This window comes from Altererythrobacter sp. CAU 1644, assembly GCF_029623755.1.
Lineage (GTDB): Bacteria > Pseudomonadota > Alphaproteobacteria > Sphingomonadales > Sphingomonadaceae > Erythrobacter > Erythrobacter arenosus.
Map to the genome: position 1 here is coordinate 572,182 of NZ_CP121106.1, position 25,856 is coordinate 598,037.

Annotated in this window: 21 protein-coding genes; 13 read left to right on the forward strand and 8 right to left on the reverse strand. The window is 62.0% G+C overall.

Annotation, left to right across the window (positions count from 1 at the left end):
* Nucleotides 1–46: 46 nt before the first annotated feature.
* Both P7228_RS02950 and P7228_RS02955 read right to left on the reverse strand, forming a co-directional pair.
* Complete coding sequence (locus P7228_RS02950) at nucleotides 47–1,141, reverse strand: NAD(P)/FAD-dependent oxidoreductase (protein WP_278016733.1); 1,095 nt, start codon at nucleotides 1,139–1,141, stop codon at nucleotides 47–49.
* Entirely contained in the window at nucleotides 1,138–2,181 is a 1,044-nt protein-coding gene (locus tag P7228_RS02955) for an alpha/beta fold hydrolase (protein ID WP_278016734.1), read from the reverse strand. Before P7228_RS02955 ends, P7228_RS02950 begins: the two co-directional genes overlap by 4 nt.
* Nucleotides 2,182–2,200: 19 nt before the next feature.
* Here P7228_RS02955 and P7228_RS02960 point away from each other — a divergent pair, with 19 nt between their 5' ends.
* The 7 genes from P7228_RS02960 (at nucleotide 2,201) to P7228_RS02990 (ending at nucleotide 9,605) form a co-directional block, all read left to right on the forward strand.
* Nucleotides 2,201–2,692, forward strand: coding sequence for an A24 family peptidase (locus P7228_RS02960; protein ID WP_278016735.1), 492 nt, complete (start codon nucleotides 2,201–2,203; stop codon nucleotides 2,690–2,692).
* Nucleotides 2,693–2,779: 87 nt separating this feature from the next.
* Entirely contained in the window at nucleotides 2,780–3,919 is a 1,140-nt protein-coding gene (cpaB, locus tag P7228_RS02965; RefSeq protein ID WP_278016736.1) for a Flp pilus assembly protein CpaB, read from the forward strand.
* A 60-nt stretch (nucleotides 3,920–3,979) separates the two neighbouring features.
* The gene (locus P7228_RS02970; protein ID WP_278016737.1) at nucleotides 3,980–5,572 is read left to right on the forward strand and encodes a type II and III secretion system protein family protein; all 1,593 of its coding nucleotides are present in this window, start codon (nucleotides 3,980–3,982) and stop codon (nucleotides 5,570–5,572) included.
* Nucleotides 5,573–5,590: 18 nt separating this feature from the next.
* Nucleotides 5,591–6,205 (forward strand): CpaD family pilus assembly protein, encoded by a 615-nt coding sequence (locus P7228_RS02975; RefSeq protein WP_278016738.1) that lies wholly within the window; start codon nucleotides 5,591–5,593, stop codon nucleotides 6,203–6,205.
* A gap of 22 nt (nucleotides 6,206–6,227) precedes the next feature.
* A complete protein-coding gene (locus P7228_RS02980) occupies nucleotides 6,228–7,514 on the forward strand; it encodes a pilus assembly protein CpaE (protein WP_278016739.1) in 1,287 nt (428 codons plus the stop codon).
* Between the two features lie 94 nt (nucleotides 7,515–7,608).
* Nucleotides 7,609–8,580, forward strand: a complete 972-nt coding sequence (locus P7228_RS02985) for a type II secretion system F family protein (RefSeq protein WP_278016740.1) — start codon at nucleotides 7,609–7,611, stop codon at nucleotides 8,578–8,580.
* A 17-nt stretch (nucleotides 8,581–8,597) separates the two neighbouring features.
* Nucleotides 8,598–9,605: a type II secretion system F family protein gene (locus P7228_RS02990; RefSeq protein ID WP_278016741.1), complete on the forward strand. Its 1,008-nt coding sequence runs from the start codon at nucleotides 8,598–8,600 to the stop codon at nucleotides 9,603–9,605.
* Between the two features lie 35 nt (nucleotides 9,606–9,640).
* On the opposite strand, the gene P7228_RS02995 is transcribed toward P7228_RS02990, so the two are convergent.
* From P7228_RS02995 to P7228_RS03005, 3 genes are all read right to left on the reverse strand, one after another.
* A complete protein-coding gene (locus tag P7228_RS02995; RefSeq protein WP_278016742.1) occupies nucleotides 9,641–10,117 on the reverse strand; it encodes a MarR family winged helix-turn-helix transcriptional regulator in 477 nt (158 codons plus the stop codon).
* A 52-nt stretch (nucleotides 10,118–10,169) separates the two neighbouring features.
* Entirely contained in the window at nucleotides 10,170–11,042 is an 873-nt protein-coding gene (locus P7228_RS03000) for a crotonase/enoyl-CoA hydratase family protein (protein ID WP_278016743.1), read from the reverse strand.
* Between the two features lie 353 nt (nucleotides 11,043–11,395).
* Complete coding sequence (locus tag P7228_RS03005) at nucleotides 11,396–11,980, reverse strand: TetR/AcrR family transcriptional regulator (protein ID WP_278016744.1); 585 nt, start codon at nucleotides 11,978–11,980, stop codon at nucleotides 11,396–11,398.
* A 114-nt stretch (nucleotides 11,981–12,094) separates the two neighbouring features.
* Here P7228_RS03005 and P7228_RS03010 point away from each other — a divergent pair, with 114 nt between their 5' ends.
* From P7228_RS03010 to P7228_RS03020, 3 genes are read left to right on the forward strand one after another with little or no spacing between them, the layout of a single operon-like run.
* Entirely contained in the window at nucleotides 12,095–12,640 is a 546-nt protein-coding gene (locus P7228_RS03010) for a hypothetical protein (RefSeq protein ID WP_278016745.1), read from the forward strand.
* A gap of 5 nt (nucleotides 12,641–12,645) precedes the next feature.
* Nucleotides 12,646–13,539: an alpha/beta hydrolase gene (locus P7228_RS03015; RefSeq protein ID WP_278016746.1), complete on the forward strand. Its 894-nt coding sequence runs from the start codon at nucleotides 12,646–12,648 to the stop codon at nucleotides 13,537–13,539.
* Nucleotides 13,536–13,976, forward strand: coding sequence for an SRPBCC domain-containing protein (locus P7228_RS03020; protein WP_278016747.1), 441 nt, complete (start codon nucleotides 13,536–13,538; stop codon nucleotides 13,974–13,976). Before P7228_RS03015 ends, P7228_RS03020 begins: the two co-directional genes overlap by 4 nt.
* Before the next feature lie 63 nt (nucleotides 13,977–14,039).
* On the opposite strand, the gene P7228_RS03025 is transcribed toward P7228_RS03020, so the two are convergent.
* The 3 genes from P7228_RS03025 to P7228_RS03035 form a co-directional block, all read right to left on the reverse strand.
* On the reverse strand, nucleotides 14,040–14,825 hold the full coding sequence (locus P7228_RS03025) for an SDR family NAD(P)-dependent oxidoreductase (protein WP_278016748.1): 786 nt from the start codon (nucleotides 14,823–14,825) through the stop codon (nucleotides 14,040–14,042).
* 30 nt (nucleotides 14,826–14,855) lie between these two features.
* Entirely contained in the window at nucleotides 14,856–16,028 is a 1,173-nt protein-coding gene (locus tag P7228_RS03030; protein ID WP_278016749.1) for an acetyl-CoA C-acetyltransferase, read from the reverse strand.
* A gap of 191 nt (nucleotides 16,029–16,219) precedes the next feature.
* Nucleotides 16,220–16,759 (reverse strand): hypothetical protein, encoded by a 540-nt coding sequence (locus P7228_RS03035; RefSeq protein WP_278016750.1) that lies wholly within the window; start codon nucleotides 16,757–16,759, stop codon nucleotides 16,220–16,222.
* A gap of 378 nt (nucleotides 16,760–17,137) precedes the next feature.
* Between P7228_RS03035 and P7228_RS03040 the strand changes: the two genes are divergently transcribed.
* The 3 genes from P7228_RS03040 (at nucleotide 17,138) to P7228_RS03050 (ending at nucleotide 25,838) form a co-directional block, all read left to right on the forward strand.
* Nucleotides 17,138–20,152 carry a TonB-dependent receptor domain-containing protein gene (locus P7228_RS03040; protein WP_278016751.1) on the forward strand — a complete coding sequence of 1,005 codons (3,015 nt, stop codon included), beginning with the start codon at nucleotides 17,138–17,140 and terminating at the stop codon, nucleotides 20,150–20,152.
* Between the two features lie 398 nt (nucleotides 20,153–20,550).
* Nucleotides 20,551–23,694, forward strand: coding sequence for a TonB-dependent receptor domain-containing protein (locus tag P7228_RS03045; RefSeq protein WP_278016752.1), 3,144 nt, complete (start codon nucleotides 20,551–20,553; stop codon nucleotides 23,692–23,694).
* 101 nt (nucleotides 23,695–23,795) lie between these two features.
* Entirely contained in the window at nucleotides 23,796–25,838 is a 2,043-nt protein-coding gene (locus P7228_RS03050) for a sulfotransferase (protein WP_278016753.1), read from the forward strand.
* The last annotated feature ends 18 nt before the right edge of the window (nucleotides 25,839–25,856 follow it).

The following is a 25,856-nucleotide window of genomic DNA, read 5'->3' on the forward strand; positions in this document are numbered from 1 at the left end:
GAGTTTGGATTTCGCCGGGCCAACCTAACCGGCAAAAGTCAAAAATCTAGCGGAACCGACCGGGCGCGTATTTTTGCGCGTCGATTTTACATGTCATCGCGTCGCGATCCCGCTCCAGCAGGAGCTGCGCGGCGAGCCGTGCAGCCGCGGGAGCGGTCTGGATTCCGTACCCGCCCTGGCCGGCGAACCAGAAGAACCCCGGTTCGTCTGGATCGCGCCCATACACCGGCAACCGATCGGGCGCGAAGCTGCGCAGCCCTGCCCATTTCCGTTCTACCGCCTGGACCTGCCAGCCGGCCACGCCCTCCAGCCGATCGATCGCGATCGCAATATCGAGCTCTTCCGGGGCCGCATCGACCGGATCGGTCGGCGTTTCGTCGTGCGGGCTGAGCCACAGCCTGCCGCTCTCCGGCTTGAAATAGAAGGTGCCCGAGATGTCGAGGCATAGAGGCAGGTCGTCGCTGGTTGCCGGATCCACCCTCAACTGAGCCACGGTCCGGCGGTAGGGCTGTATGCCGATCGGCACCACGCCTGCCATGGTGGCGATGGTATCGGCCCAGGCCCCCGCTGCATTGACCATGGTCCCCGCGCGCACTTCGCGACCGTCCGCCAGGCGCAACGCCCAGTCGCCTCCCGGCTCGATTGCCGCGACCCGTGCACGGCAAACCAGCTCCGCGCCGCCTCTCTTGGCCAGCGACAGGTAATGCGCATGAAGCGCAGCAACATCGATATCGGCGCAGCCCGGTTCCCAGATCGCGCGGTCCCAGGCCGGGAGCAAGCCGGGTACGATCTGTTCCAGCCGATCGCGGCCGATCCGTTCGAAGTGCGCGCCCGTGCCTGCAAACCGTCGCTCGAAGTCCGCGAGGAGGCTATCGTCCACCTCGCGCCCGAGATAAAGGGCGCCGCGCTGCGACAGGAAACCTTGCTCGCGCAGGTAGTCGCCGGAGGCCAGCGTCAGCGGAACCAGATCGGGCCCGCCATAGCATTCTTCCCAGAAGGCGGCGGAGCGACCGGTGGAATGGTAACCCGGTACGTCTTCGGCTTCGAGCACGACCACGCTCGCCGCATCGCCGATTTCGGCAGCGATGCTTGCGCCGGCAATCCCGGCACCAATTACGGCAATATCGTAGCGAGGATTCACTGGGGCGGCGCCACCCGGCCCAGGAATTCGGAAATCGCATCCATTGCGCGGTCTCGCACCGCATCGATCTCGCGCAGTATCTCGTGGTGGGCTTCTTCGCCGAAGCCGACAAGTTCGGCATTCGGCAGCCGCGCCGCCGCCTGTTCGGTTGCGGGATACGACACCAGCTTGTCATTCGATGTCGCCACCAGCAGCACGGGCGTGGTCACGCTTTCGAGCCTGCCGGGCGCAAACAGCCCCCGCATCGAGGCATAGGCCTGCTCGACCCACCCCCAACTGCCCGGACCCATGACCAGTTCTGGGCGGTGTTCGCGCCACCACAATTCGTCCTGATAGCGATCATCGTCATGCGTGAGGAGAGACTGGCGCGACGCCGGAATGGCGCCCGGCTTCTCGCTCCATTTCCACGCCGGACGCATCGGATCGCCGATCTTGTTCATAAGCTTGGCGGCCGTGTGGCCGACAGCAGCTGGGAGCGGTCCGACGAAGCCCAGCATCGGAGCGGACAGGACCAGCGCATCGGGATCGGTCACGCCGTCGGCCACGGTCCGCAACACCAGATGACCGCCCATCGAGTGTCCGGCTAGGATATAGGGCCCGGGCCGCTCGCTCTTCCATTTCGACCAGAAGGCACCGAGATCCTCGACCCACAGCGCGAAATCGTCAACGTGGCCGGTCACGGGATCCTTGCCCAATCGGCCCGAGCCTGCCTGCCCGCGCCAGTCGGCCGCCGTGACCTGCCATCCCGCGCGATGCCATTGCTCGAGCGTTTCGAGATATTTCTCGTAATTGTCGCCGCGACCGGGAAGGAACAGGATCGAGCCCCGCGCAATCGGCTCGCCGTCCGCATCGCGGGCACCCGGCCAGTCGATCCGGCGCAGTTCATGCCCGTCACCGGCCTGCCAGATCGACTCTCTTGCAGCGGGCGGGATTGCCCGGCGATCGATATGGTAAGCTGGACCTTTGCTGCTATCGCTAATGGCAAGCCTCCGACACTGGTTACTTTTTGGTAAGTGATAACCTGTAGCACCGGCACCCATAGGGGAATTTGGGGGCCGAATGTTCAGCGCATATCTTCACTACGGATTGCTCGTAGGCTTGGCAATCGCCCTGCTGGTTGCCGCCTTTACCGACATCCGCAGCCGCCAGATATCCAATTGGCTGAACGCCGGTATCGCGCTTGCGGCCCCGCTGTTCTGGTGGTCGAGCGGACTCGATCTCTACCCCGGCGTCGTCCTGCAGATCGGTGTTGCGATTGGCGCCTTCGCCATTCTTGCCGCGCTCTTCGCAATGAAGATGATGGGCGGCGGCGACGTCAAACTGCTTACCGCGCTCGCGCTCTGGATCGAGCCGACGTGGTTCCTGAAACTGCTCATCGTCATGGCGCTGGTAGGCGGCGTGCTGACCGTCGTGGTCGGCGCCTGGCACATCATGCGCCGCGAGCGCGACCGGATCGCCGTACCATATGGCGTCGCCATCGCGATCGGCGGGCTGTGGGTACTGAGCGCACATTACTTTCCGCAAGCCGGCAAGGCCGCCGGTTTGGGATGAACCCGATTTTAACCAGTCTGGACTTAGGGACTTAAACCATACCTGCCCAAGTTTGATCAGGGCCGACACGAGGGGGCTAGATTAGCCATGGATAAGAAGAAGCTGGTATTGCTGCTCGGCGCGCTGGTGATTGCCATCGGCACCGCACTCGCAGCTCGTAGCATGTTTGCCGGCGCTGGTGCGCCCGAGGCCGAAGCTGCCCCGGTTCCCAAGGGTCCGAAAGTGCTTGTTGCACAACGCGCCCTGCCGATCGGCACGATCATCACTCCGGACGCGCTGAATTTCCAGCAGTGGCCGGAAGAGCTCGTGCAGGACGCCTACTTCATCGACGGCGAGTCCGATGTCAGCCAGCTGGTCGGCACCGTTGTCCGTCACCAGATCACGGCCGGTGAGCCGGTTACGCAGGGCTCGCTCGTCAAGCCCGGCGACCGCGGCTTCCTAGCTGCGGCGCTTGGCCCGGGCATGCGTGCCGTCACCGTTCCGGTGTCGGTCAAGACCGGTGTTGCCGGCTTCGTCTTCCCGGGTGACCGCGTCGACCTCGTTCTGACGCAGACCATCAAGGGCGGCGGCGAAGGCACTCCGCTGAAGGCTGCCGAAACCATCTTCCGCAACCTTCGCGTCCTCGCCACCGACCAGCGCGTCGAAGGCAAGACCAACAAGAAGGGCCAGAGCGTCGCCAAGACTTCGCGGACCGTCACGCTCGAAGTGACGCCGAAGCTCGCCGAACGCGTGCTCGTCGCCCAGACGCTGGGACAGATCAGCCTCGTGCTGCGCTCGATCGCCGACAACCAGGCCGAACTCGAGAAGGCCATCGCGACGGGTGACGTCGTGATCCCGTCCGATGCGACCCCGGAAGAAGAAGAGGCGCTGCTGCGTGCGGCAATGAATCGTCCGATCGAGACGACCACCACCTTCTCGACCGGCGGCGACGTCTCGCGCTTCGAGCGTTCGACGGTTCCGCCGCGCGCTCCGACGCGTGCCGATTTCAACCCGGGCGACATGTTCCGCCCGACCGGCCCGGCGCGGACCGGCCCCGTCATCAACGTGACGCGTGGCAACAGCACCAAGTCGGTTCCGATCGGCGCCAATGGCCAGGTCGTGAAAGGCAAGGAAAGCCAGCCGTCGATGTTCGAACAGATGATCGGCGCAGCCATGCAGGCACAGTCGCAGGGCATGTCGAACACCGGATCCACCATCGGATCCATCACCGGCACGGAAGGACAATAAGTCATGCTGAGTGTCGGAAACCAGGCTTTCCATCAGGGAAACAAAGTGAGGGGCAAGATCATGAAACGCCGCCTTTTGAAAACAGCGCTGATTGCGGCTTGCGCCGTGGCGCCGCTGGCTAGCATGCCGGTCGAAACCGCGGTCGCCCAGTCGGTCCGCAATCCTTCGAGCGAGATCGTGATCTCGATCGGTAGCGGCGAGCTCGTGACCGTGCCCGGCGCAATGGCCGACGTCTTCATCGCCAACGACTCGATTGCCGATGTTCAGATCAAGTCGCAGCGCCAGCTCTACGTTTTCGGCAAGTCCGGCGGCCTGACCACGATCTATGCCAGCAATGCCGCGGGCGACATCATCTGGTCGGCCAATGTTCGCGTCGGTTCCAACCTCGACAGCATCGACCAGATGCTGGCGCTGGCGATGCCCGAAGCGAAGATCGGCGTCGCGACCATGGGTTCGAACACCGTTCTCTTGACCGGCACTGTCGCCGCTCCCGAAGATGCGGCCGAGGCCGAGCGCCTCGTCCAGGCCTTCGTCGGCGACAACACCAATGTCATCAGCCGCCTCAAGATGGCGACGCCGCTGCAAGTCAACCTGCAGGTCCGCTTCGCCGAGGTCAGCCGCTCGCTCGTACGCGAAATCAACGGCAACCTTACGACGTCGGATTTCGGCCAAGGCTTCCGCTTCGGCATCGGCAATGGCCGCGCACTTGGTACTGGATCCTTCGATCCGGCTGGCCCGGTGGCCGTGGGACGCGGAGTGCAGAACCCCAGCATTACCTTCCCCGATGGGTCTAGGCTCACTGGTCCGGGCATCGGTACCACGGGTACCGGCTCGACGATCGCTGGCCTCGGCCGTCTGTTCGGGCTCGATGTCATCAGCGCCTTCGATCTTGCCGAACGTATCGGCCTGATCAGCACGCTTTCGCAGCCCAACCTGACGGCACTTTCGGGCGAAACCGCCGAATTCCTTGCAGGCGGCGAGTTCCCGATTCCGATCAGCCAGGGCCTCGGCACGACGTCGATCGACTATCGCAAGTTCGGTGTCAGCCTGTCGTACACTCCGACTGTTCTCGCCAACGGACGCATTTCGCTCCGTGTGCGGCCTGAAGTGTCGGAACTGTCGAGCCAGGGCGCTGTAACCGTCAACGGTTTCCAGATCCCGGCACTGACAATCCGCCGCGCGGAGACCTCGATCGAGCTCGGCTCCGGCCAGAGCTTCATGATCGCCGGCCTGATGAGCAACAATGCCCAGAATTCGATCGACAAGACCCCGGGTCTTGGCGACGTGCCGATCCTTGGCAACCTGTTCCGCTCGCGCAGCTTCCGTAAGGGCGAGACCGAACTGGTCATCGTTGTGACGCCTTACCTGGTCGAACCGGTCAACGCAGCCGACATCAAGCTGCCGACCGATGGCTACCAGGCATCGGACGAGCTCCAGCAACTGCTCGGCTTCCAGTACCATGACGGCGTTTCGGGTGGCAGCAGGCCGACCCCACGCGCGGTCAACGAGGACGCCCCGCCGCCTGCGGTCAGCGAAGTCGATCCGGCCGCGATCGTGCCCACGAGCCAGTCGAGCACAGAGCGTCAGGCTGAAGGCAAGAAACGCAAGAAGGAGCGTCGCGCAGATTCTGCGGCGCCCGGCTTCAGCCTCTAATCGGGAAAGGTGAGACCAATGCCTATTGCAAAACACAGCAAGATCGCCGGTGCCCTTGCCCTTTCGCTTGGCCTCGCGCTGGGCGGCTGCGGCGGCATGCCGACCAACAAGACCGTGTACAGCGTCAATCAACCGGTCGTCGAGCGGACCAACTACTCCCTCGACGTCCAGACCGGACAGGGTGGGCTGACCATCCCGGAACAGCAGCGTGTCGCTGGCTGGTTCGAAGCGATGGATCTCGGCTACGGCGACCGGGTCTCGATCGAAGACCCGATGGCCAGCGACGCGACCCGCGAAGCGGTGGCCAAGCTTGCCGGTCGTCACGGTATTCTGGTCGATGAAACGGCGCCCGTCACTTCGGGTTTTGTCCAGCCGGGCCAGGCCCGGATCGTGCTGACGCGTAGCAAGGCAACGGTTCCGAACTGCCCGAACTGGTCGGCCAAGTCCGACATGAATTATCGCAACGCGACCTCGCCCGGCTACGGCTGCGCCACCAATGGCAACCTGGCTGCGATGGTCGCCAATCCCGAGGATTTGATCGAAGGTCAGAAGGGGACGGGTGAAACCGTCATCATGAATTCGAACAAAGCTATCGACGCATACCGCTCGCGCAAGCCGGGCAGTGGCAACTAATGAAGGCGGAGGGAACTAAGTCATGAACGCGCCCTGGAAATCCGGAATGCCCGGCAATCGCGATCCGTTCGCCGCCTATATTTGCGACGATGCCGCACTCGACGTGCTGCGCCCGGTCGTCATCGAATTGGGTTGGCAGCCGGAAAAGTGCAACAAAGGCGGCCTGCGCAACGCGATCCAGTCGCTGAGCGTCAGCGCCAGTCCCAACATCCTGCTCGTCGACCTGTCGGAAAGCGGCGATCCGCTTAACGACATCAACGCCCTCGCCGAGGTTTGCGAACCCGGCACGGTGGTGATCGCGATCGGCCAGGTGAACGACGTGCGCCTCTATCGCGACCTGCTCGCGAGCGGCATCCACGACTATCTGCTCAAGCCGCTTTCCGCCGGATCGCTGCGCGATGCGCTGAACCAGGCCCAGGCCGTGTTCACCGCACCGCGCAACGCCGATGGCGAAGCGGTCAAGCGTCACATCTCGACGGCTGTGGTCGGCGCACGCGGCGGTGTGGGTGCATCCACCCTCGCCACCTCGCTCGCCTGGCAGTTCAGCGAGGAGCACAAGTCGCCAACCGCCTTGTTCGACCTCGATGTCCACTTCGGCACGGGCGCGCTGGCGCTCGACCTCGAGCCGGGCCGCGGCCTGACCGATGCCATCGACAATCCGAGCCGCATCGACGGACTGTTCATCGAACGCGCGATGATCCGCGCCAACGACAATCTGTCGATCCTGTCGGCAGAGGCACCGATCAGCCAGCCGTTGATGACCGACGGCGCAGCCTTCGTCCAGCTGGAGGAAGAGTTCCGCCAGGCGTTCGAAATGACGGTGATCGACCTGCCGCGCAACATGCTGATCAACTTCCCGCATGTGCTGGCCGACGTGAACCTGATCCTGCTGACGACCGAGATGACGCTCGCTTCGGCGCGCGACACCATCCGGATCCTCAGCTGGCTCAAGACCAATGCAGCGCATGCGCACACGATGATTGTCGCCAACAAGATACAATCGGGTGTGGCCGAGATCAGCAAGGCCGATTTCGAAGCCTCGATCGAACGCAAGATCGACTTCTCGATCCCTTACGACGTCAAGGCGGCGGCCAATGCCGCCAAGCTTGGCCAGACCTTTGTCGCGGCCAACAAGTCGAGCAAGGCTTCGAACGTGATCAAGCAGGTGGCCGAGCGCGTCATGGGCGCGAGCGAAGAAGATCTCGATAGCGCCGGACCCGAGAAGAAGTCGCTTCTCGGCGGCTTCGACCTGAAATCGCTGCTTGCGAAGAAGGAAAAGAAAGAGTCGGCGGTAGAGCCGGCCGAGTAATCGCCACGGGCGGGTCGCCGGAATTCCTTCCGGCCCCGCGCGAGGCTCGTGTTCCCGGGTCCAGGCCCGGTAGTGGAAAGGCGGGACAGTTCGCATGAGCATTTTGCAGCTTCTCCTCATCGTAGGCGTCGTGATGAGCGTGCTGGCCGGCGGATATATGCTGGTGGCCGGCCCCAATGCCGCGAAGGAAAGCCAGCGCCGCCTCCAGGCTGTGCGGTATCGCCATTCCGAAAGCACCGACACCAAGGTCGAATCCCAGCTCAAGAAGGCCATCGCGGCGCGCAAGCCGAAGCAGTTCAAGCAGGCCGGTTCCGGTTCGCGAGCCGAGGCCCTTGCCATGCGGCTCGACCGCACCGGCAAGAAATGGACGATCTCGCAGTATCTCTACGCCTCGCTCGGCGTCGCGATCGTCGTCACCCTGATCGTGTTCCTGCGGACCGGCGCATTCCTGATGTCGGCAGGTGTCGGCATGCTGGTTGGCGCGGGCATCCCGCACATGGTGGTCGGCTTTCTCATCAAGAAGCGCACCAACGACTTCAACACCAAGTTTCCCGATGCGATCGAACTGCTCGTTCGCGGCCTTCGCTCGGGCCTTCCGGTGACCGAAACGCTCGGCGTCGTCGCGCAGGAAGTTCCTGGCTCGGTTGGCGAGGAATTCAAGGGCGTGGTCGAACGCATCAAGATCGGCCGCACGATGGAAGAGTCGCTGCAGGAAACCGCAGATCGCCTCGGCATCCCCGAGTTCAACTTCTTCTGCATTACGCTCGCGATCCAGCGCGAAACCGGTGGTAACCTGGCCGAGACCTTGTCCAACCTTGCGGACGTGCTGCGCAAGCGCGCCCAGATGAAGCTCAAGATCAAGGCGATGAGCTCGGAGTCCAAGGCCTCGGCCTACATCGTCGGCTCGCTGCCCTTCATCGTGTTCACGCTGATCTGGTGGATCAACCCGTCCTACATCGGCGGCTTCTTCACCGACGATCGCCTGATCGTCGCCGGTCTCGGCGGCATGGTGTGGATGTCGATCGGCGGCTTCATCATGGCCAAGATGGTCAACTTCGAGATCTGAGTGAGGACTGACAAGCCATGTTGAACCAGCCTGCCGGACCTACCCTACTCGGTTTCGACGTTATCCTCGTCGGCACGCTGCTTGCCGGCCTGGCCGCCTTTGCCGTGCTGTTCGCGATCTATACCGCGGTCACCATCAAGGACCCGATGGCGAAACGCGTCAAGTCGCTCAACGAGCGGCGCGAAGAGCTTAAGGCCGGGATCGTGACCTCGAGCGCGAAGAAGCGCGTCAGCCTGGTTCGCAAGACCGAAGGCACCGACAAGATCAAGCAGCAGCTGGCGGACATGAAGGTCCTCCAGCAGAGCCAGATCGAAGACATCCAGCAGAAGCTGGCGCATGCCGGCATTCGCAACAAGGAGCTGGCGGTCTACGTCATCGCGCTGCGCATGGTCCTGCCGATCATCCTCGGCCTGGTCGGCGTGCTGATGATCTATGTCGTCGACTATTTCCCGGACTGGGGTTCGATGAAGCGCATTGGCGCCATGGGCCTGCTGCTCTACGCCGGCTACAAGGGTCCGGAGACGTTCCTCAAGAACAAGGCGGACAAGCGCACCAACGAAATCCGCAAGGGCCTGCCCGACGCGCTCGACCTGCTCGTGATCTGCGCCGAGGCCGGTCTGACCGTCGACTCCGCCTTCAACCGCGTCGCCAAGGAACTGGGCCGCGCCTATCCCGAACTGGGTGACGAATTCGCGTTGACCGCAATCGAGCTCTCGTTCCTCAACGAGCGCAAGAAAGCCTTCGACAACCTCGCCTATCGCGTCGATCTCGAGGCGGTCCGCGGCGTCGTCACCACGATGATCCAGACCGAACGCTACGGTACGCCGCTCGCCTCTGCGCTGCGCGTCCTGTCGGCCGAGTTCCGCAACGAGCGCATGATGCGCGCCGAGGAAAAGGCCGCGCGCCTGCCGGCGATCATGACGGTGCCGCTGATCATGTTCATCCTGCCGGTGCTGTTCATCGTCATTCTCGGCCCGGCGGCCTGCTCGATCGCCGACGCCTTCTCGAAAAATCCCGGCCGCTAGGCCCGGACGACCATCGAACGAGACCCGCTTCGCGCCTAGCCGCGCGAGGCGGGTTCCGTATTCTCGGCCTGGTCGAAAATGCGGCGCAGCATCGCGCGGAACTTCTCGCGCTCGTCAGGTTCGAGCGCCGAGAAGATCTCGCGTTCGATCTCGAGCGCCAGCGGCATGATCTCGCCGTGGATCGCCCTGCCCTCGCCGGTCAGCACGAGATGGTGCGAGCGACCGTCCGCGCTGTTGGGCTGACGGGCCACCAGGCCGCGCTCCTCGAGCATCTTGCACGCTCGGTTGACCGCGACCTTGTCCATCAGCGTCGCCTCGGTCAGCTCGCGCTGGGTCGCCTCGCCCGCATCGCCCAGGATCGCCATGACCCGCCATTCGGTGATCTTGAGACCGAATCGCGCGCGGTAGCGCTGGGCAATCAGGCTGCTGACCGCGTTCGATGTCACCGATAGCTGGTAGGGCAGAAAATCGGCCAATCGGCCGCGTCCATTGGTGTTTCCCCGGGCAGTCATGCGATGGTTTCTAATGCAACCATGCCCCTTGGCAAGGGCACCGGCGATTTACCTAGCGATAGTCGGGCTCGTGCCACCACGGATAGAAGTCGGGCATGTTGTCGCTGACCTTGTCGGGATATTGCGGCGCCCGCTTCTCGAGGAAACTGGCGACGCCTTCCCTGGCATCGGCACTACGGCTGAGGCGATAGATCGCGCGGCTGTCGACCCGGTGCGCCATCATCGGATGTTCGGTGGCGGACAGCCGCCACAGCATCGCGCGGGTCATCGCCACCGACACGGCCGAGGTGTTGTCGGCGATCTCGCGCGCCAGCCCCAGCGCGACATCCATCAACTCGCCCTGCGGGTGGACCGAGCGCACCAGCCCGGCATCGAGCGCTTCTGCCGCATCGAAGATCCGTCCGGTCATGCACCATTCGAGGGCCTTCTGCATGCCGACGAGGCGCGGGAGGAACCAGCTCGACGCCGCCTCGGGCGTGATCCCGCGCCGCGCAAAGACGAAGCCGAAGCGCGCATTGTCGCTGGCGAGACGGATGTCGAAGGGCAGTTGCATCGTCGCCCCGACGCCGACCGCGACCCCGTTGCACGCCCCGATCAGCGGCTTCTGCGAATTGAACAGGCGCAGCGTCAGCCGCCCGCCCCCGTCGCGGACCCGTGTGTCCGACAGGTCGTCTACCGGATTGGGATCCGAGAACACATGCCCCCCGCCCTCAGGCGTCAGGTCGGCCCCGGCGCAGAAAGCCCGGTCCCCATGCCCCGTCACGATCACCGCGCGCACGCTGTCGTCTGCATCGGTGTCGTCCACCGCCGCGATCAGCTCGTCCATCATCGTGCGCGTGAAGGCGTTCATCTTCTCGGGGCGATGAAGCGTGATCGTCGCAATTCCATCTGCCTTGTCGAGCTTGATCTGGGTGAATTCGGGCACTTTTCATCTCCTCAAACGCCGGCGGCTGCCTCCGCAGCCTTGGCTTTCCTTGCTCACGCGACCTGAAGGTCGCTTCGCTGCGGGCGGGCAGTCGCCCTTGCGACGCCTTCGGCGCCGAGAATCCCTCCTTGGCAATCCTACTGGATGGAACACATGGAACACGGAACGCGCAATTGAAAAGTGTGACGTTCCAGGAAAACCGCTGATTCTCAGATATTTGCTTCGAGAGCACGATTGCGAATTGTGACTTTCCATAAATCGAACCAGGTTCCGAACACCTGCATCATGCGATCATACCGTGAGGTGCGACCGGTAGGAAAGGCGCGCGGACTGCCGAGCGCGCCGAGGATCGTTCAGCCCTTGATCGACTCCAGCACAAGCCGAATTGCCGCTTCCACCTCGCGTTTCGGCATGCGTCCTGACTGATGGAGCAGCTGGTTGGATGTCAGTCCCTCCACCAGCGCCATGACCGTGAGCGTATGTTCCCCTGACCCCGGGGCCATTTGTTCAAGCCATTCGCGCGAACGCGCCGCAAAGGTTCGGCGCACCGCGGCCAACTTCTCCGCGACTGCCGGATCGCGATGCGCGATCAGGAACAGTTCCAGGCGCGCGGCTGTGAGCACCGCCTCGGTGTTCGTCCAGCGCTGGATAATTTCCACCAGGCGTTTGGCAGCTGCATCGGGCGTCAACTCGCCATCGCCCCGGAACCTCTGCGACGCCTGATAGAGTGCCCGGAGGTCGTGCTCGGTCAGATATTGGCAAATCGCCAACACCAGCGCCCCACGGGTGCGGAAGTGATTGCTGGTCGATCCTTCTGGCAGTCCGGCGTGGCGATCGACCGCGCGGTGGGTCAGGCCCGCCGCGCCCTTTTCACCCAGCACTTCGACCGCTGCGCGCACGGCCTGTTCGGCGCGACTGGAGGGTGTTTCGCTGCTCATGCTGCCTCGTTACTACAAATGTAGTTGACTGCGCAAGGCGAATCGCATATCTCACTACATCTGTAGTAGTTCCGGATGCGCGACTGTCGCGCATGCAACGAATGGGAGGCTTTCATGGCGCAAATGCCAAGCTTGAAATCGACGCGCGAATTCCTTTCGCACAGGGGGCTGCTGGCTCTGTTCGGCGGCATCTATCTTGTCTCGCAGGTGATCATCGCCGTCACGCTCCACCCGCTGGTGACCGAGCGGATGATTGGCTTGCAGGTGACCGGCTTTAGCCCCGCCGATTACCTCGCGACCTTTTCCGCGTGGGAAGCCGAAGGCGTGATGGGCTTCTACCACGGGCATCTGATCTTCGACGATATCCACTGGGTCTGGTACACGATCTTCCTCAGCGTTGCGCTCGCGATGACCCTGGATGCTGCGCGGCTTTCCGACCGCTGGAACACCGTGCTCACATTCCCGCTCATCGCCGGAATCTGCGACTGGTTCGAGAACGGACTGCAGCACATGTTCCTGAGCGGCGAGGATTATCAGATGGTGATGCAGCCGCTCACCGCGATCAGCACCACAGCCTCGATCATCAAATGGCTATTCGCCTTCGCTGCGATCTTCCTGATCGTCGGCATCCAGCTCTCGCGCCTCGGCTCCAAAGGCTGATCCGCATGCGGCGGGATATCACCTTCCTTTCTGGCGCTGAGCGTTGCGCGGCATGGCTCTACACTAGCGAGGCCGCGCCATCCGCCACCTGCATCGTGATGGCGCACGGCTTTGGCGGCACGCGGCATTATGGGCTCGATGCCTATGCCAGCGCGTTTCAGGCAGCGGGCCATGACGTGCTGTTGTTCGACTATCGCCATTTCGGCGAGAGCGAGGGGAACCCGCGCGGGCTGCTCAAGGTCAGCTTGCAGCATGCGGACTGGCGCGCCGCCATCGCACACGCCCGCTCGCTCGGATACAGGCAGATCGTGCTGTGGGGCTCCTCATTCGCGGGCGGGCATGTGCTGCACATCGCCGCGGAATATGATGACCTTGCAGGGGTGATTGCACAGGTCCCGCATATCAGCGCGCTGGCCACTTCCTTGGCGGTTCCGTTGGGCAAATTGCCGCGCGTTGCTGGGGCAATAGTCGCAGATGCTTTACTCAGCCTGTTCGGCAAGCGTCACATGATCAAGGCATTCGCTCCGCCTGGCGAATTCGGTGCCATGTCGACTCCTGGCGCTTACGACGCGCTGGTGGCGATGCTGCCGGGGTCGGAGTGGCGCGACTATTTCGATGAGCACAACCGTGTCACTGCGCTGAGCCTTCTCGAAACGCTGCGCTACTCGCCTGGCAAGCGCGCCGCGGAGATCACTTGTCCGGTGCTGCTGCAAGCCGGACGGCGGGATCGCACCACGCCTTTCGAGCCCGCCCGGCGGGCCGCCGCGCGCATGCCTGACTGCGAGTTCCGCGCGCATGATTGCGACCATTTCGACGTCTATCTTGGCGAGTGCTTTGCAGCTGTCGTGGCCGAGCAACTCGACTTCCTTCACCGCCGCATTCCGGAGAGCACGCAATGAGCTACACCATCCGCACCCAAATCGAGATCGCCGCGCCGGTAGAACGCATCTGGGAAATCCTGGTCGATCTCGACCGCTATCACGAGTGGAACCCGTTCATCGCCAATGCCACGGGCCGGATCGCGCCCGGGGCGACTTTCGAAGTGCGCCCGCGCACCGATAGCGGCAAGCGGCATGTCTTCGTGCCGCAGGTGACCGACTATCAGGAGCACCGCGAGTTTACCTGGACCGGCGCATTTTATTTCCGCTGGATCGGGCTGGGCGATCACACTTTTCAGCTCACCGAACTTGGGGGCGGGCGCGTTCGGCTCGATCATGACGAGCGGATTTACGGCCTGGCGGCGCCATTGCTGTATCTGTTTGCAAAAGAGCAGATCAGGACCGGCTTCAATGCGATGAATGCGGCACTGAAGCAGCGCGCGGAGAATGCCAGATAACCGTCCGCCAGTTCGATCCGCCAAGCGGAATAGCGGGGGAGCCAAAGCTCCCCCGGTAGGGACTCAGCGCGGCGCCATTCGGATCGCGCCGTCGAGGCGCACGTCCTCGCCGTTGAAATAGCCGGTCTCGATCATGCACATGGCGAGCTTGGCATATTCCTCCGGATTGCCGAGGCGCTGCGGGAACGGCACGCTGGCGGCCAGCGCTTCCTTCACCTGCGGCGGCGCAGCGTTCATCAGCGGAGTGTTGAAGATGCCCGGCAGAATGGTGTTCACGCGGATGCCTTCGCGCATCAGGTCGCGCGCGATGGGGAGCGTCATGCCCACGACGCCTCCCTTCGACGCCGAGTAGGCCGCCTGGCCCATCTGGCCGTCCTCGGCCGCAACCGAAGCAGTGTTGACGATCGCGCCGCGCGCGCCGTCGTCATTGATCGGATCGAGCGTCATCATGCCGGCGGCGGACTTGGCGATGCAGCGGAAGGTGCCGATCAGGTTCACCTGGATCACGAAATCGAAGGCGCTGATCGGGAAGTGCTTGATCTCGCCGGTCTGCTTGTCGCGGCTGGCGGTCTTGATCGCATTCCCGATACCGGCGCAGTTGACGAGGATGCGTTCCTGCCCGTGGGCTTCGCGCGCCTTGGCAAATCCGGCGTCAACCTCATCGTCGCTGGTCACATTGACCTTGCAGAACACGCCGCCGATCTCGGCTGCTAGCGCCTCGCCCTTCTCCTCGTTCATGTCGAAGATCGCGACCTTCGCGCCCTTGGCGGCGAGTGCGCGCGCGGTCGCGGCACCCAGGCCCGATGCGCCGCCGGTCACGACTGCGGGGGTATTGGCAGAAACTTCCATTATTTCATTTCCTCTCAATCAGATATGGGATCAGACCGCCTCGATGATCGTGACGTTGGCGACGCCGCCGCCTTCGCACATCGTCTGCAGGCCATATTTCTTGCCATGGCGGTGAAGCGCATGGACCAGCGTCGCCATCAGCTTGGTGCCGGACGCGCCGAGCGGGTGGCCGAGCGCGATCGCACCGCCGTGGACGTTCAGTCGTTCGGGGTCGGCACCGGTGTGCCTGAGCCAGGCCAACGGCACCGGCGCGAAGGCCTCGTTGACTTCGAACAGGTCGATATCGCCGATCTTCATACCCGCACGTTCGAGCGCGCGGTCGGTGGCGAATAGCGGTTCCTCCAGCATGATCACCGGGTCGCCCGCGGTTACCGTCAGATTGTGGATGCGCGCCAGCGGAGTCAGGCCGTGGGTCTTGAGCGTTTCCTCGTTGACGACCAGCACTGCCGAGGAACCATCGCAAATCTGGCTGCTGCTCGCGGCGGTAATCGTGCCTTCGGGGCTGAGCAGCTTGACGCCCGCGATTCCTTCGAGCGTCGCATCGAACCGAATACCCTCGTCCACCGTGTGCATTTCGGTGCCCTCGGGAGTCTCGATCTCGACCGGCACGATTTCATTGTCGAAGGCGCCGGCCTTGGTCGCGGCAATCGCCTTCTCATGGCTCGAGAGCGCGAAACGGTCGAGGTCGTCCTTGCTGAAGCCATGCTTCCGAACGATCATTTCGGCGCCCATGAACTGCGACCACTGGATGCCCGGATACTTTTCCTCGAGGCCAGGCGATTTGTAGTTCCCGAGGCCTTCCTTCATGTGGAACATGGCGGTCGAACCCATCGGCACGCGGCTCATGCTTTCAACGCCCGCGGCGATCACCGCGTCCTGCGTTCCGCTCATCACCGCTTGCGCGGCAAACTGGATCGCTTGCTGCGAAGACCCGCACTGGCGATCGATCGTGACGGCCGGCGTGCCCTCGCCGAGATGCTTGGTCGCAAGGACCGCGTTGCGGCCGACCTGCATCGCCTGCTCGCCGCCCTGGCTGACGCAACCCATCACCACGTCGTCGATCGCCTTGGGATCGATACCGCTACGCTCGATGATCGCGTCGAGCGACTTGGCCGCAAGATCAACCGGATGAACCCCCGCAAGTCGTCCGCCGCGACGCCCCCCGGCAGTACGAACGGCTTCGACGATATAGGCAGTGGACATGGCGGGACTCCGGATATGGTTGCAAATCGCCACCGGCCTAGGCCGACCTTACGTTAACGTCAACCGCGTTTCTGATCGTCGTCCTTCTATCGATACACCGCAAGCGCGCTGTATCGGGCAGCACAACGTCAGATGCGCCGACACCCTTGGAGAGGGGTTCCCAATCGGTCCGCTACTCCGGTGGCGCGCGCCTAGTCGACGCGCCTGACGCGGAACGGACGGCGCTTACCGATCTTCGCCATGTAGCTGCCGAGTGCTGCACTTTCGATGGTGACCTCGTCCCCTTCTTTCGGCTCTCCCAGAACAGGGACGTTGTCGGTCTGAATCCAGCGCGCACCGCCCGCCACTGTAAAGGTCAGGCGGCCGTTGGAAGCTCGACCGACCCTGGCGAGCTGGGAAGATATCTCCTTGATCTCGTCCTCCTTGTCATCGCCTCCACCGAACAGACCGATCTTGGGAAGAGAGAATCCGAACAGGCCCTTGCGGGTTTCTCTCATCTGCTCGCGATCGGCGATCACAAGATCCTTGGATTCTTTCGCCTGGTAGACTTCGGCCACCTGCCGGTCGAAGCAGGCCAGCCGATCAGTTGGGTCCTCGATCGTTCGGCACTGAAACAGCTTCTCGACCACGTCGGGTGACGCCACCTCGGGCAGATCTCTTTCTTCCGCCGCTACCGGCAGCGCAATCTGGACGGCGCCGAGAACCAGAATACCTCGAAGGACTGCTTTCATTATTGGAATTTCCTCGTGTGCTTCGCCCAACACAAATTGTGCAAGCCGGATGTTGCGATGGTTTCCAAGAATGGCCGAATCGCGCCGATCCTGCAAGATTCACGGTGTTGCAACAGAGCTACACCATGTGTGCGAATTTTACTTGATCCACCCGGGCCGCTTCACTTGCAGCCCCTGTTCATACAGAGCCGCACTCAGGGACTGGCTAATCGACGTTTGTTGAATCCATTTGTGATGAAACTTGGCGTCGTTTGCTTCGCCCGATGAACTTGGCAAGACGTTCCAGCACTTCAAACAGGGGGGCTGGTGGTGTCATTGCCGGCAACGCGTTTTCTCGCATTTGTCGAGTGACGCAAATTCATAAGGGTATGAAACCAAATGAAGACATCCACCAAACTTCGACTGAGCGCTGGTTCGTTTGCGGTCGGACTTGTCCTGGCTTCGACTCCGTCGTTCGCCCAGGATGAGGCTGTTGACGAAACTGAAGCTGAAGAAGTCGGCGATCTGATTATCGTCACCGGTTCGCGCATTGCGTCGCCGACCGTCGAGTCGCCCGCTCCACTCCAGATCCTTGACGACGCCGCTATCGACGATGCCGGCGTTACCAACGTCCAGGAACTGCTGCTCGAAAACCCCGTGTTCGGTACTCCGGCCCTCAGCCGCACCAACTCGGCGTTTCTTACCTCGGGCACCGGTACTGCAACCGTCGACCTTCGCGACATCGGTTCGGCTCGTACGCTGGTCCTGATCAACGGTCGTCGCGTGGTGGGTTCGGTCGCTAACTCGCCGATCGTCGACCTTAACGTCATCCCGACCCAGTTCGTCGAGCGCATCGACATCCTGACCGGCGGCGCTTCGTCGCTTTACGGTTCGGACGCTGTCGCCGGCGTTGTGAACTTCGTTTACAAGCGCGACTTCGAAGGCATCGAAGCCAATGGTCAGTACGGCATTACCGAACACGGAGACGATGCTCGCTACCAGCTGAACACCACGATCGGCACCAACTTCGCCGATGGCGATGGCAACATCATGGTCCACTTCGGCTATTCGAACGAAGAAGGCCTGCTTTCGCGCAAGCGCGCGAACACCGCGGTCGACGATTTCGATCTGTTCCGCCTGACCGGCAATCGGGATGATTTCGGTACCGAATCTATCCCGTTCTTCTCGAGCTTCCCTCCCCAGGGCCGCTTCATCACGCCGACCCGTACCTTCACGTACGATCCGAACGGAAACCTGCAGAACTGCTTCACCACCAACGGTCCAACGTGTGCTGCAACCATCGGTTCTGGCACCGGCCCGAATGGCTTTAACCGGCAGAACTTCCGTACCATCGCTGTTCCTGTCGAGCGTTACCTGTTCGCCGCTTCGGGCGAGTATGCCCTGAACGACGACATCAACTTCTTCTTCGAAGGTACGTTCAACAAAACTTCGTCGGCTCGTGAGATCGAACCGTTCGCACTGTCGTCCTCGGGCACGACCGGGATCTATCCGGGTTCGGGCCAGATGCCGATCGAAAACTACCTTCCGGGTACCAACACGATCGTTGCCAACCCGTATGTGCCTGCGGCAATTGCGGCAGCGGCTACCGATACCGATGGTGACGGTCTCCGTGATATCGGTTTCGTCCGCCGTCTGGTTGAGTTCGGATCGCGCCTCGGCTCGACCGAGCGCGACTTCTACCGCATGGTTGTCGGCTTCGACGGCACCCTGGCAGATGATCGTTTCCGTTGGGATGTGAGCTACAACTACGGCCAGGTCAGCGAGAACCAGATCTCGACCGGTCAGGTCAATGTTGTAAACTTCCGCGACGCTCTCGCAGCGATCGTGGACGTGAACGACCTCGACGGTGACGGCCTTACCACTGACGTAATCTGTCTCGACGCCGAGGCACGCGCCAATGGCTGTGCCCCCGCCAACATTTTCGGTGCGGGCAACATTTCGCAGGCGGCGGTTGGTTACATCCAGGCGCAAGGCACGTTCCAGACTGGCCTCAAGCAGCATGTCGTACAGGGCAACATCTCTGGCTCGCTGTTCGACCTGCCGGCCGGACCTCTGGGTGTTGCAGCAGGCGTCGAGTATCGTCGTGAATCGTCCTTCTCGGACAACGATGCGCTCACCAACCAGGGCCTCAACGCCGGTAACGTCTTGCCAGACACTTCGGGCAAGTTCGACGTCGTCGAAGGCTTTGTCGAAGTCCGCGTGCCGATCCTCGCTAACACCCCTGGCTTCGAACTGCTCGAAGTCGGCGGTGCTGTCCGGGTGGCCGATTACTCGACTGTTGGAACCGTCTACAGCTGGAACGTCACTGGTACGTGGCAGCCGATCGACGACATCCGCATTCGCGGTACCTGGGCACGTGCGGTTCGCGCTCCGAACATCGGCGAACTCTTCGCCGGTCTTTCGCAGACCTTCCCGGCTGGCCTGAGCGATCCGTGCGCTGGCATTGGTGCAACCGGCGGTGGCGCAACGGGCGACAACTGTCGTGCCGACGCTGGTGTCGCAGCGAATATCGCGGCGAACGGAACGTTCACGCTTAACCAGGCTGACCTTCAGGGCATCAGTGGCTTCAACGGTGGTAACCCCAACCTGTTCGAAGAAACTGCCGACTCCTGGACGGTTGGTGCGGTCATCGCCCCGCGTTCGCTGGGCGGTGTTTTCGAGCGCCTGACGCTTACTGCCGACTACTACAACATCGAGATCGAAGACGTTATCTCGGGCTTCCCCCGGGCGGACACTCTCGATCAGTGCTATAACCAGGGCAACCAGACCTTCTGCGGCCTGATTACCCGTCGTCCGGCGGCAACCGCCGTGAATAGCGCTGGTTCGCTGCAGTTCATCAATGCGCTTCAGGTCAACGCGGCAGTCACCAAGACTTCCGGCGTCGACGTGACGGCGAACTGGTGGGCTCCGCTCGGCGTGACCGAGAATGATCGTCTCTCCATGCGTGTGGCTTACACCCACGTCATCGAGAACGACTTCTTCTCGCTTCCGACGGAAGATCCGGATCCCTCGGCTGGAGAAATTGGCACGGCTAAGGATCGCTTCACCGCGAACCTGAACTATCAGACCGATCTCTTCAAACTCGGCTTCACCGGTACCTACATCGGCAAGTCGTCTGAAGATGACGGCTTCTGCGCCGCGTTTGCAGCCCTTGATCCGGCACGTGGTGGCTCTTGCCCGACCGTACCGGCGATCTTCTACCTCGACATGAACGCTTCGTTCTATGTCACGGATCAGGCTGAGTTCTACTTCGGCGTCGACAACCTGCTCGACACGGATGCACCCAACCTTCTGTCGGGTACGTCCTTCAACGTGACGGGTACGGATACCGCAGCGGACGTCTACGATCCGTTCGGTCGCCGCTACTACGCAGGTGTACGTTTCCGCTTCTAATTCGAAGCAGAACCACAAATTTGAGGGCCTCGGGGAAACCCGGGGCCCTTTGCTTTTGGGCATCTGGTCGTTTTTCGGCGACATCGAGACCCTGCCAACCGGCCTCCCATTCTCATCCTGATGAAAGTTTGGCTTATATCTTAGACTCTTACGGAGCGTGCGAGGCTTCCGGCACGCCCCCGAGACCGGTTTCAAGTGTAACCGCCGCGCCACAGGTGCCCCGTCCTCGTCTTATGTGAAGGCTCTCACTGCTTTACAGCCATAGGACGGTGAAATAGCCCAAAGGCCCTCTAGGTGCCGTGTGAGTAACAATTGCGGGATTTTCCGTTGGGCGCAAAGTTACTTGGTCTTGTTTCTGGCACCTGAGAAGTTGAACTTTTAGAGAGGGAAATCCAAGGATGAAAAAGTCATTCCTTAATGGCCTCTGCGTGACGACTGCCATGGTGGCAGTATCAGCGCTGAGTGCACCAGCATTCGCCCAGGATGGCGAGCTCGATAGCGCGACAAGTACTGAAGGAGACGAAGCGCCCATCATCGTCACCGGCTCGCGTATCGCACGCCCCGACATCGAATCCCCATCACCTGTGACGGTGGTCGGCAGCGAAGATATCAAGCTCGAAGGCACCACCCGCATTGAGGACATCCTCAACTCCCTGCCTTCGGTCGCTGCCAGTCAGGATTCGTCCTATGCCAACGGTGCTAGCGGCACCGCCACGGTCGACCTTCGCGCACTTGGCACAAGCCGTACGCTCGCGCTGATCAACGGTCGCCGAATTGTCCCTGGTGACCCCCAGCCGGGCAGCGGTTCCGCAGCCGACATCAACATCATCCCGGCAGCTCTGCTCAAGCGCGTTGAAGTGCTTACGGGCGGCGCCTCGTCGGTCTATGGTGCAGATGCTGTGGCCGGCGTCGTCAACTTCATCATGGATGACGATTTCGAAGGCTTCCGGGTCGATGCCAACTATGGCTTCTACCAGCACAACAACAACAACAAGTTCGTTCGCCCGTTCCTTGACGCGCGCGGCTTCCCTTTTCCCGACGGCAATACGACCGACGGCGGTACTTTCGATGCGACCGTAGCCTTCGGGTCAAACTTCGCTGACGACCGCGGCCACTTCATGATGTATGGTGGCTATCGCAAGATCCAGCCGGTCACTCAGTCGCGGCGCGACTTTAGCTCCTGCGTGATCCAGAACACGAGCAGCGGTGCCAATCAGTGCGGCGGTTCGGCGACAACCCCGAACGGTAACGCGTTGGTGTTCGATGACGACGTAACGGTCGGCACCTCGACGTTCTACACCTTCGCTCCGAACCGCGGATTCGTGAACGGCCTCGACCGCTTCAACTTCGCACCGTTCAACTTCTTCCAGCGCAACGACGAACGCTTCACTGCGGGCGCCTTTGTCGATTACGAAGTGAGCGATGTTTTCCGTCCGTACATGGAATTCCAGTTCATGGATGACCAGACGACCGCGCAGATCGCGCCGTCGGGCGACTTCGGCAACACTCTGACTGTCAACTGTGACAACCCGCTGCTTGGTGCAGACCAGCTTGCGGTGATCTGTAGCCCGGAAAACCTGATCAACGGCTTCCTCGGGACCTTCCCGCTTGCTGTTGGTGCCAGCTACAACCCGAATCCCGGCGCACCCGTGATCGACTTTGCCGATGGCCAGGGCGGTACCTACAACCAGGGTTACCTCCTGCTCCTTCGTCGTAACATCGAAGGTGGTCCGCGTCGCGCTCAGCTCGGCCACACGACCTATCGCGGCGTGCTTGGTGCAACCGGCGACCTCGGACCAGCATGGTCGTACGATGCCTACTACCAGTACGGCCGGGTCGACTTCTCACAGGTCTACGAGAACGAATTCTCGATCGCACGCCTTAACAACGCGCTCGATGCTGTGGTCGATAATCGTGCAGGCAGCGCCACCAACGGCCAGATTGTCTGCCGCTCGGTGATCACTGGTGCCGATCCGAACTGCGTACCTTATGACGTGTTTGCAGGTGCTGGCGGCGCAAGCGCAGCAGCTCTTGCATATCTCGACGCGGCTGGCTTCCAGTCCGGCGAAACCATCGAGCAGGTCGCCAACATTTCGTTCACCGGCGACCTTGGTCAATATGGCGCGGTCCTGCCTTGGGCCGATGATGGTATCGTGATCAACGTCGGTGCCGAATGGCGCAAGGAACAGCTCGAACTGCGGGTCGACCAGGCATTTGCCACCGGCGACCTGACCGGTCAGGGCGGTGCTACGCTGCCGATCGCGGGCGAATTCAAGGTGCTCGAGTTCTTCGCCGAAGGTTCGATCCCCGTGATTCAGGACAGCTTCATTGATCTGTTCGCGATCAGCGCTGGCTATCGTCGTTCCGACTACGACACCAGCGCAGGCAAGAGCTACGGTACGAATACCTACAAGCTGGGTGCCGAAATCGCCCCGATCGAAGACGTCCGTTTCCGCGTGATGTACAACCGCGCGGTACGGGCTCCGAACATCGAAGAGCTGTTCCGGACCGCGGCCGTCGGCCTCAACGGTTCGAACGACCCGTGCGCAGGCATCACCATCACGGCGACTGACTTCGGGTGTCTCGCTCAGGGCCTCAGCGTTGGACAGGGCGTGACCGGTAACCCGGCTGGCCAGTACAATGCGCTGCTCGGCGGCAATCCCGATCTGCAGCCGGAAAAGGCTTCGACCTGGACCGCAGGTGTGGTGTTCGATCCGGTATTCCTGCCGGGCTTCACCGCAACTCTGGACTATTTCAACATCGAGATCGACGACGCCATCCGGCAGTTCGGCCCCGATGCGATCCTCCAGAACTGCGTCGACAACGCTTCGGCTACGTTCACGCCGGCCTCTTGCGGGCTGGTCAACCGTGATGCTGCCGGCTCGCTGTGGCTGACCCCGGGCGGCTTCACCGAAGACCTTCCGAACAATGTCGGACGCGTCCAGACTGCCGGCTTCGAAGGCACGATGAACTATACCCGCTCGACGGGCATCGGAAGAATCGGTCTCTCGTTCACGGGTACGTACCTGGACAAGTATGAAGTCCAGAACGGCCTGACCAACGCAGACGGTAGCCCGGTTATCTACGACTGCGCGGGCTTCTACGGTCCGACCTGTAGCCTTGGCGGTGGTACCGATGCCGGTGCTCCGCTGCCCAAATGGCGGCACAAGCTCCGCGCAAGCCTGGGCCTCGATTCGGGTCTCAGCTTCTCGGTGCTGTGGCGCCACGTGGGTAAGGTGCGGGCTGAAACGCTTTCGTCGGACGATGCGCTCTCTTCGGCCAACACCTTCGATCCCGGCCTTCGCATCGGCGCGTTCAACTACATCGATACGGTTGTGTCGTTCGACATCGGCGACCGCTACAACTTCCGCATCGGCGTAAACAACCTGTTCGATAAGGAACCGCCGCTGGTCACTTCGGGCAGCTCCGCCCGTGCCGGCACAAACCTGTGCCCGACCGGTCCGTGTAACGGCAACACTTACCCGGCAACCTGGGACGCACTTGGGCGTTACATCTTCGCCGGTGTTACGCTCGACTTCTAAAGCCGAGTCTGCCTAATAAAGACGGAGGGTCTCCGATGGAGACCCTCCGTTTTTTATGTGCCAATTCGCTTGGCCAGATTGCTGTGATACGACGAGCGCCGATGGATACCCCTATTCAATCCGATCCCAAATCCTTGCTCGGCGAGGCTATCAGGGCCGCGCAAGGCGGGAACTTCGACGGCGCGCGCGCTATTGCAGAAGATGCGATTGCCAATCATCCGGACGAAGCGGCACCGTTCCACGCCTTTCTTGGCATGGTCGAAGCACGCCGCGGCGATTTGGCTGCTGCCGCCGGTCAACTCCGCCAGGCCCACGAAGCTCGTCCCGGCGACGTTACCATCGCCTGCAACTTGATTACCGTCCTGATGGACCTTGGCGAAGACAGTGAAGGGCTGGCCGTCGCCTCGGAAGAATTGATGCGCGACGACGCAAGCTTGCGAGTCGCCAGATTGCGCGCCTTCCTGGCGCAGAAGCTGGAGGCTTTTCCGGAAGCGGTGGAAGCCTACGAATACATTCTGGCGAGTGAACCCAACGATTTCGAGTGCCTGAACAATCTTGGCAATGCGCTGGCCGGTTGCGATCAACACGAACGCGCATTGGAAGTGCTTCGCCGCGCGATCGCCCTCGAGCCAGCCGCCGCCCCCACCCGCATGAACCTCATAGCGGCGCTCATCGCGCTCGGTCGGGAGGAAGAAGCGGAGCGTGAACTAACCGCAGCGAGCGACGAATTCCCCGCCGATTCCCGGGCACCCTACCAGCTATACGTACTGTACAAGTCGCAGCAAAAGCAGGACGAGGCAGTTGCCGCCATCGAAGAGGCCGCAGCGCGAAATCCCGACGCGGCTGATATTCAGCTGAAGCTTGGCATCGAGTATGGCGTGTTGCGCCGGACAGAGGATTCCGAACGGGCGTACCGCCGCAGCATCGCCCTCAACCCGCTGGAGCTCGATGCGTACCTGGGTCTGGCCGTTCAGTACGAGCATACCAATCGAGAGGAGATGTTCGCCCCGCTGATCGAGGAAGCGAGGGCGAACGGCATCGCCCAGGATGCGCTCGCCTTCATCGAGGCCCTGGAATTTCGACGACTCAAGCAATTTGAAGAAGCCCTGTCGAAGGTAGAGGATGTCGATCCTGAGGTCGAACCGATCCGCACCGCCCACATTCGGGCGACATTGCTAGACCGCCTGGGCCGGACCGACGAGGCGTTTGCCGCCTACCTCCATGCCAATCGGCTAATGGAGGAATCGCCTAGCGAGCCGCTCGAGCGTGCCGCAGAACTGCGACAGAAGCTCGAAGACGATCTTGCACTACTAACGCCGGAATGGCGCGAGAGTTGGCAACCGGTCTCCATAGAGGATGCGCGCCCCGATCCAGTGTTCCTGATGGGTTTCCCGCGTTCGGGCACCACTTTGCTCGACACGATCGTCATGGGGCATCGCGACACCGTGGTGATGGAAGAGCAGCCGCCGCTCAACATCGTGGAGGGATTGATCGGCGGGTCGGCCGCGTTAGGGCAGATGGGCGACCGGGAAATCGAACAGGCACGCAATCGATACTACGAAGAGGTTGGGAAAGTTGCCGAGTTCGCGCCGGGCAAGATGCTCGTCGATAAGTCGCCGCTGTTTCTCTACCGTTTACCCCTCATCAGGCGCCTCTTCCCGAACTCAAAGATCATCCTCGCACTTCGACATCCCTGCGATGTCGTGCTGAGTTGCTTCATGAGCAATTTCCGCCTCAATCCCGCGATGTCGAACTTCCTGCGGCTCGAGGATGCAGCCCGGTTCTACGATCTCTGTTTCACGCACTGGAAGACCTCCCGCGCCTTGTTCGGTGCCGAGGTCCACAGCATCTGCTATGAGCGGCTAGTCGACGATGTCGAGAGGGAGGTTCGTCCGCTGATCGACTGGCTGGGACTGGAGTGGGACGATAGCCTACTCGATCACACTGCTACGGCGAGGTCGAGAGGCCTCATCACAACCGCCAGCTATTCTCAGGTCACTGAGCCGATCTACAAACGGGCGTCTGGTCGTTGGCTGCGGTATCGCGAGCACCTCGATCCCATACTCGACCAACTCGCGCCATGGTGCGAGGAATTCGGTTATGAAGATCCGCGCCAATCAGGTCGCGCAAGCTCGGGCGACTAATCAGCAAGGAAGTCACGC

Excerpts from the sequence above, each read along its gene's own strand:
- P7228_RS02955 (WP_278016734.1), bottom strand. The coding sequence starts at position 2,181 with ATGGGTGCCGGTGCTACAGGTTATCACTTACCAAAAAGTAACCAGTGT.
- P7228_RS02960 (WP_278016735.1), top strand. The coding sequence starts at position 2,201 with ATGTTCAGCGCATATCTTCACTACGGATTGCTCGTAGGCTTGGCAATC.
- cpaB (WP_278016736.1), top strand. The coding sequence starts at position 2,780 with ATGGATAAGAAGAAGCTGGTATTGCTGCTCGGCGCGCTGGTGATTGCC.
- P7228_RS02970 (WP_278016737.1), top strand. The coding sequence starts at position 3,980 with ATGAAACGCCGCCTTTTGAAAACAGCGCTGATTGCGGCTTGCGCCGTG.
- P7228_RS02975 (WP_278016738.1), top strand. The coding sequence starts at position 5,591 with ATGCCTATTGCAAAACACAGCAAGATCGCCGGTGCCCTTGCCCTTTCG.
- P7228_RS02980 (WP_278016739.1), top strand. The coding sequence starts at position 6,228 with ATGAACGCGCCCTGGAAATCCGGAATGCCCGGCAATCGCGATCCGTTC.
- P7228_RS02985 (WP_278016740.1), top strand. The coding sequence starts at position 7,609 with ATGAGCATTTTGCAGCTTCTCCTCATCGTAGGCGTCGTGATGAGCGTG.
- P7228_RS02990 (WP_278016741.1), top strand. The coding sequence starts at position 8,598 with ATGTTGAACCAGCCTGCCGGACCTACCCTACTCGGTTTCGACGTTATC.
- P7228_RS02995 (WP_278016742.1), bottom strand. The coding sequence starts at position 10,117 with ATGACTGCCCGGGGAAACACCAATGGACGCGGCCGATTGGCCGATTTT.
- P7228_RS03005 (WP_278016744.1), bottom strand. The coding sequence starts at position 11,980 with ATGAGCAGCGAAACACCCTCCAGTCGCGCCGAACAGGCCGTGCGCGCA.
- P7228_RS03010 (WP_278016745.1), top strand. The coding sequence starts at position 12,095 with ATGGCGCAAATGCCAAGCTTGAAATCGACGCGCGAATTCCTTTCGCAC.
- P7228_RS03015 (WP_278016746.1), top strand. The coding sequence starts at position 12,646 with ATGCGGCGGGATATCACCTTCCTTTCTGGCGCTGAGCGTTGCGCGGCA.
- P7228_RS03020 (WP_278016747.1), top strand. The coding sequence starts at position 13,536 with ATGAGCTACACCATCCGCACCCAAATCGAGATCGCCGCGCCGGTAGAA.
- P7228_RS03025 (WP_278016748.1), bottom strand. The coding sequence starts at position 14,825 with ATGGAAGTTTCTGCCAATACCCCCGCAGTCGTGACCGGCGGCGCATCG.
- P7228_RS03030 (WP_278016749.1), bottom strand. The coding sequence starts at position 16,028 with ATGTCCACTGCCTATATCGTCGAAGCCGTTCGTACTGCCGGGGGGCGT.
- P7228_RS03035 (WP_278016750.1), bottom strand. The coding sequence starts at position 16,759 with ATGAAAGCAGTCCTTCGAGGTATTCTGGTTCTCGGCGCCGTCCAGATT.
- P7228_RS03040 (WP_278016751.1), top strand. The coding sequence starts at position 17,138 with ATGAAGACATCCACCAAACTTCGACTGAGCGCTGGTTCGTTTGCGGTC.
- P7228_RS03045 (WP_278016752.1), top strand. The coding sequence starts at position 20,551 with ATGAAAAAGTCATTCCTTAATGGCCTCTGCGTGACGACTGCCATGGTG.
- P7228_RS03050 (WP_278016753.1), top strand. The coding sequence starts at position 23,796 with ATGGATACCCCTATTCAATCCGATCCCAAATCCTTGCTCGGCGAGGCT.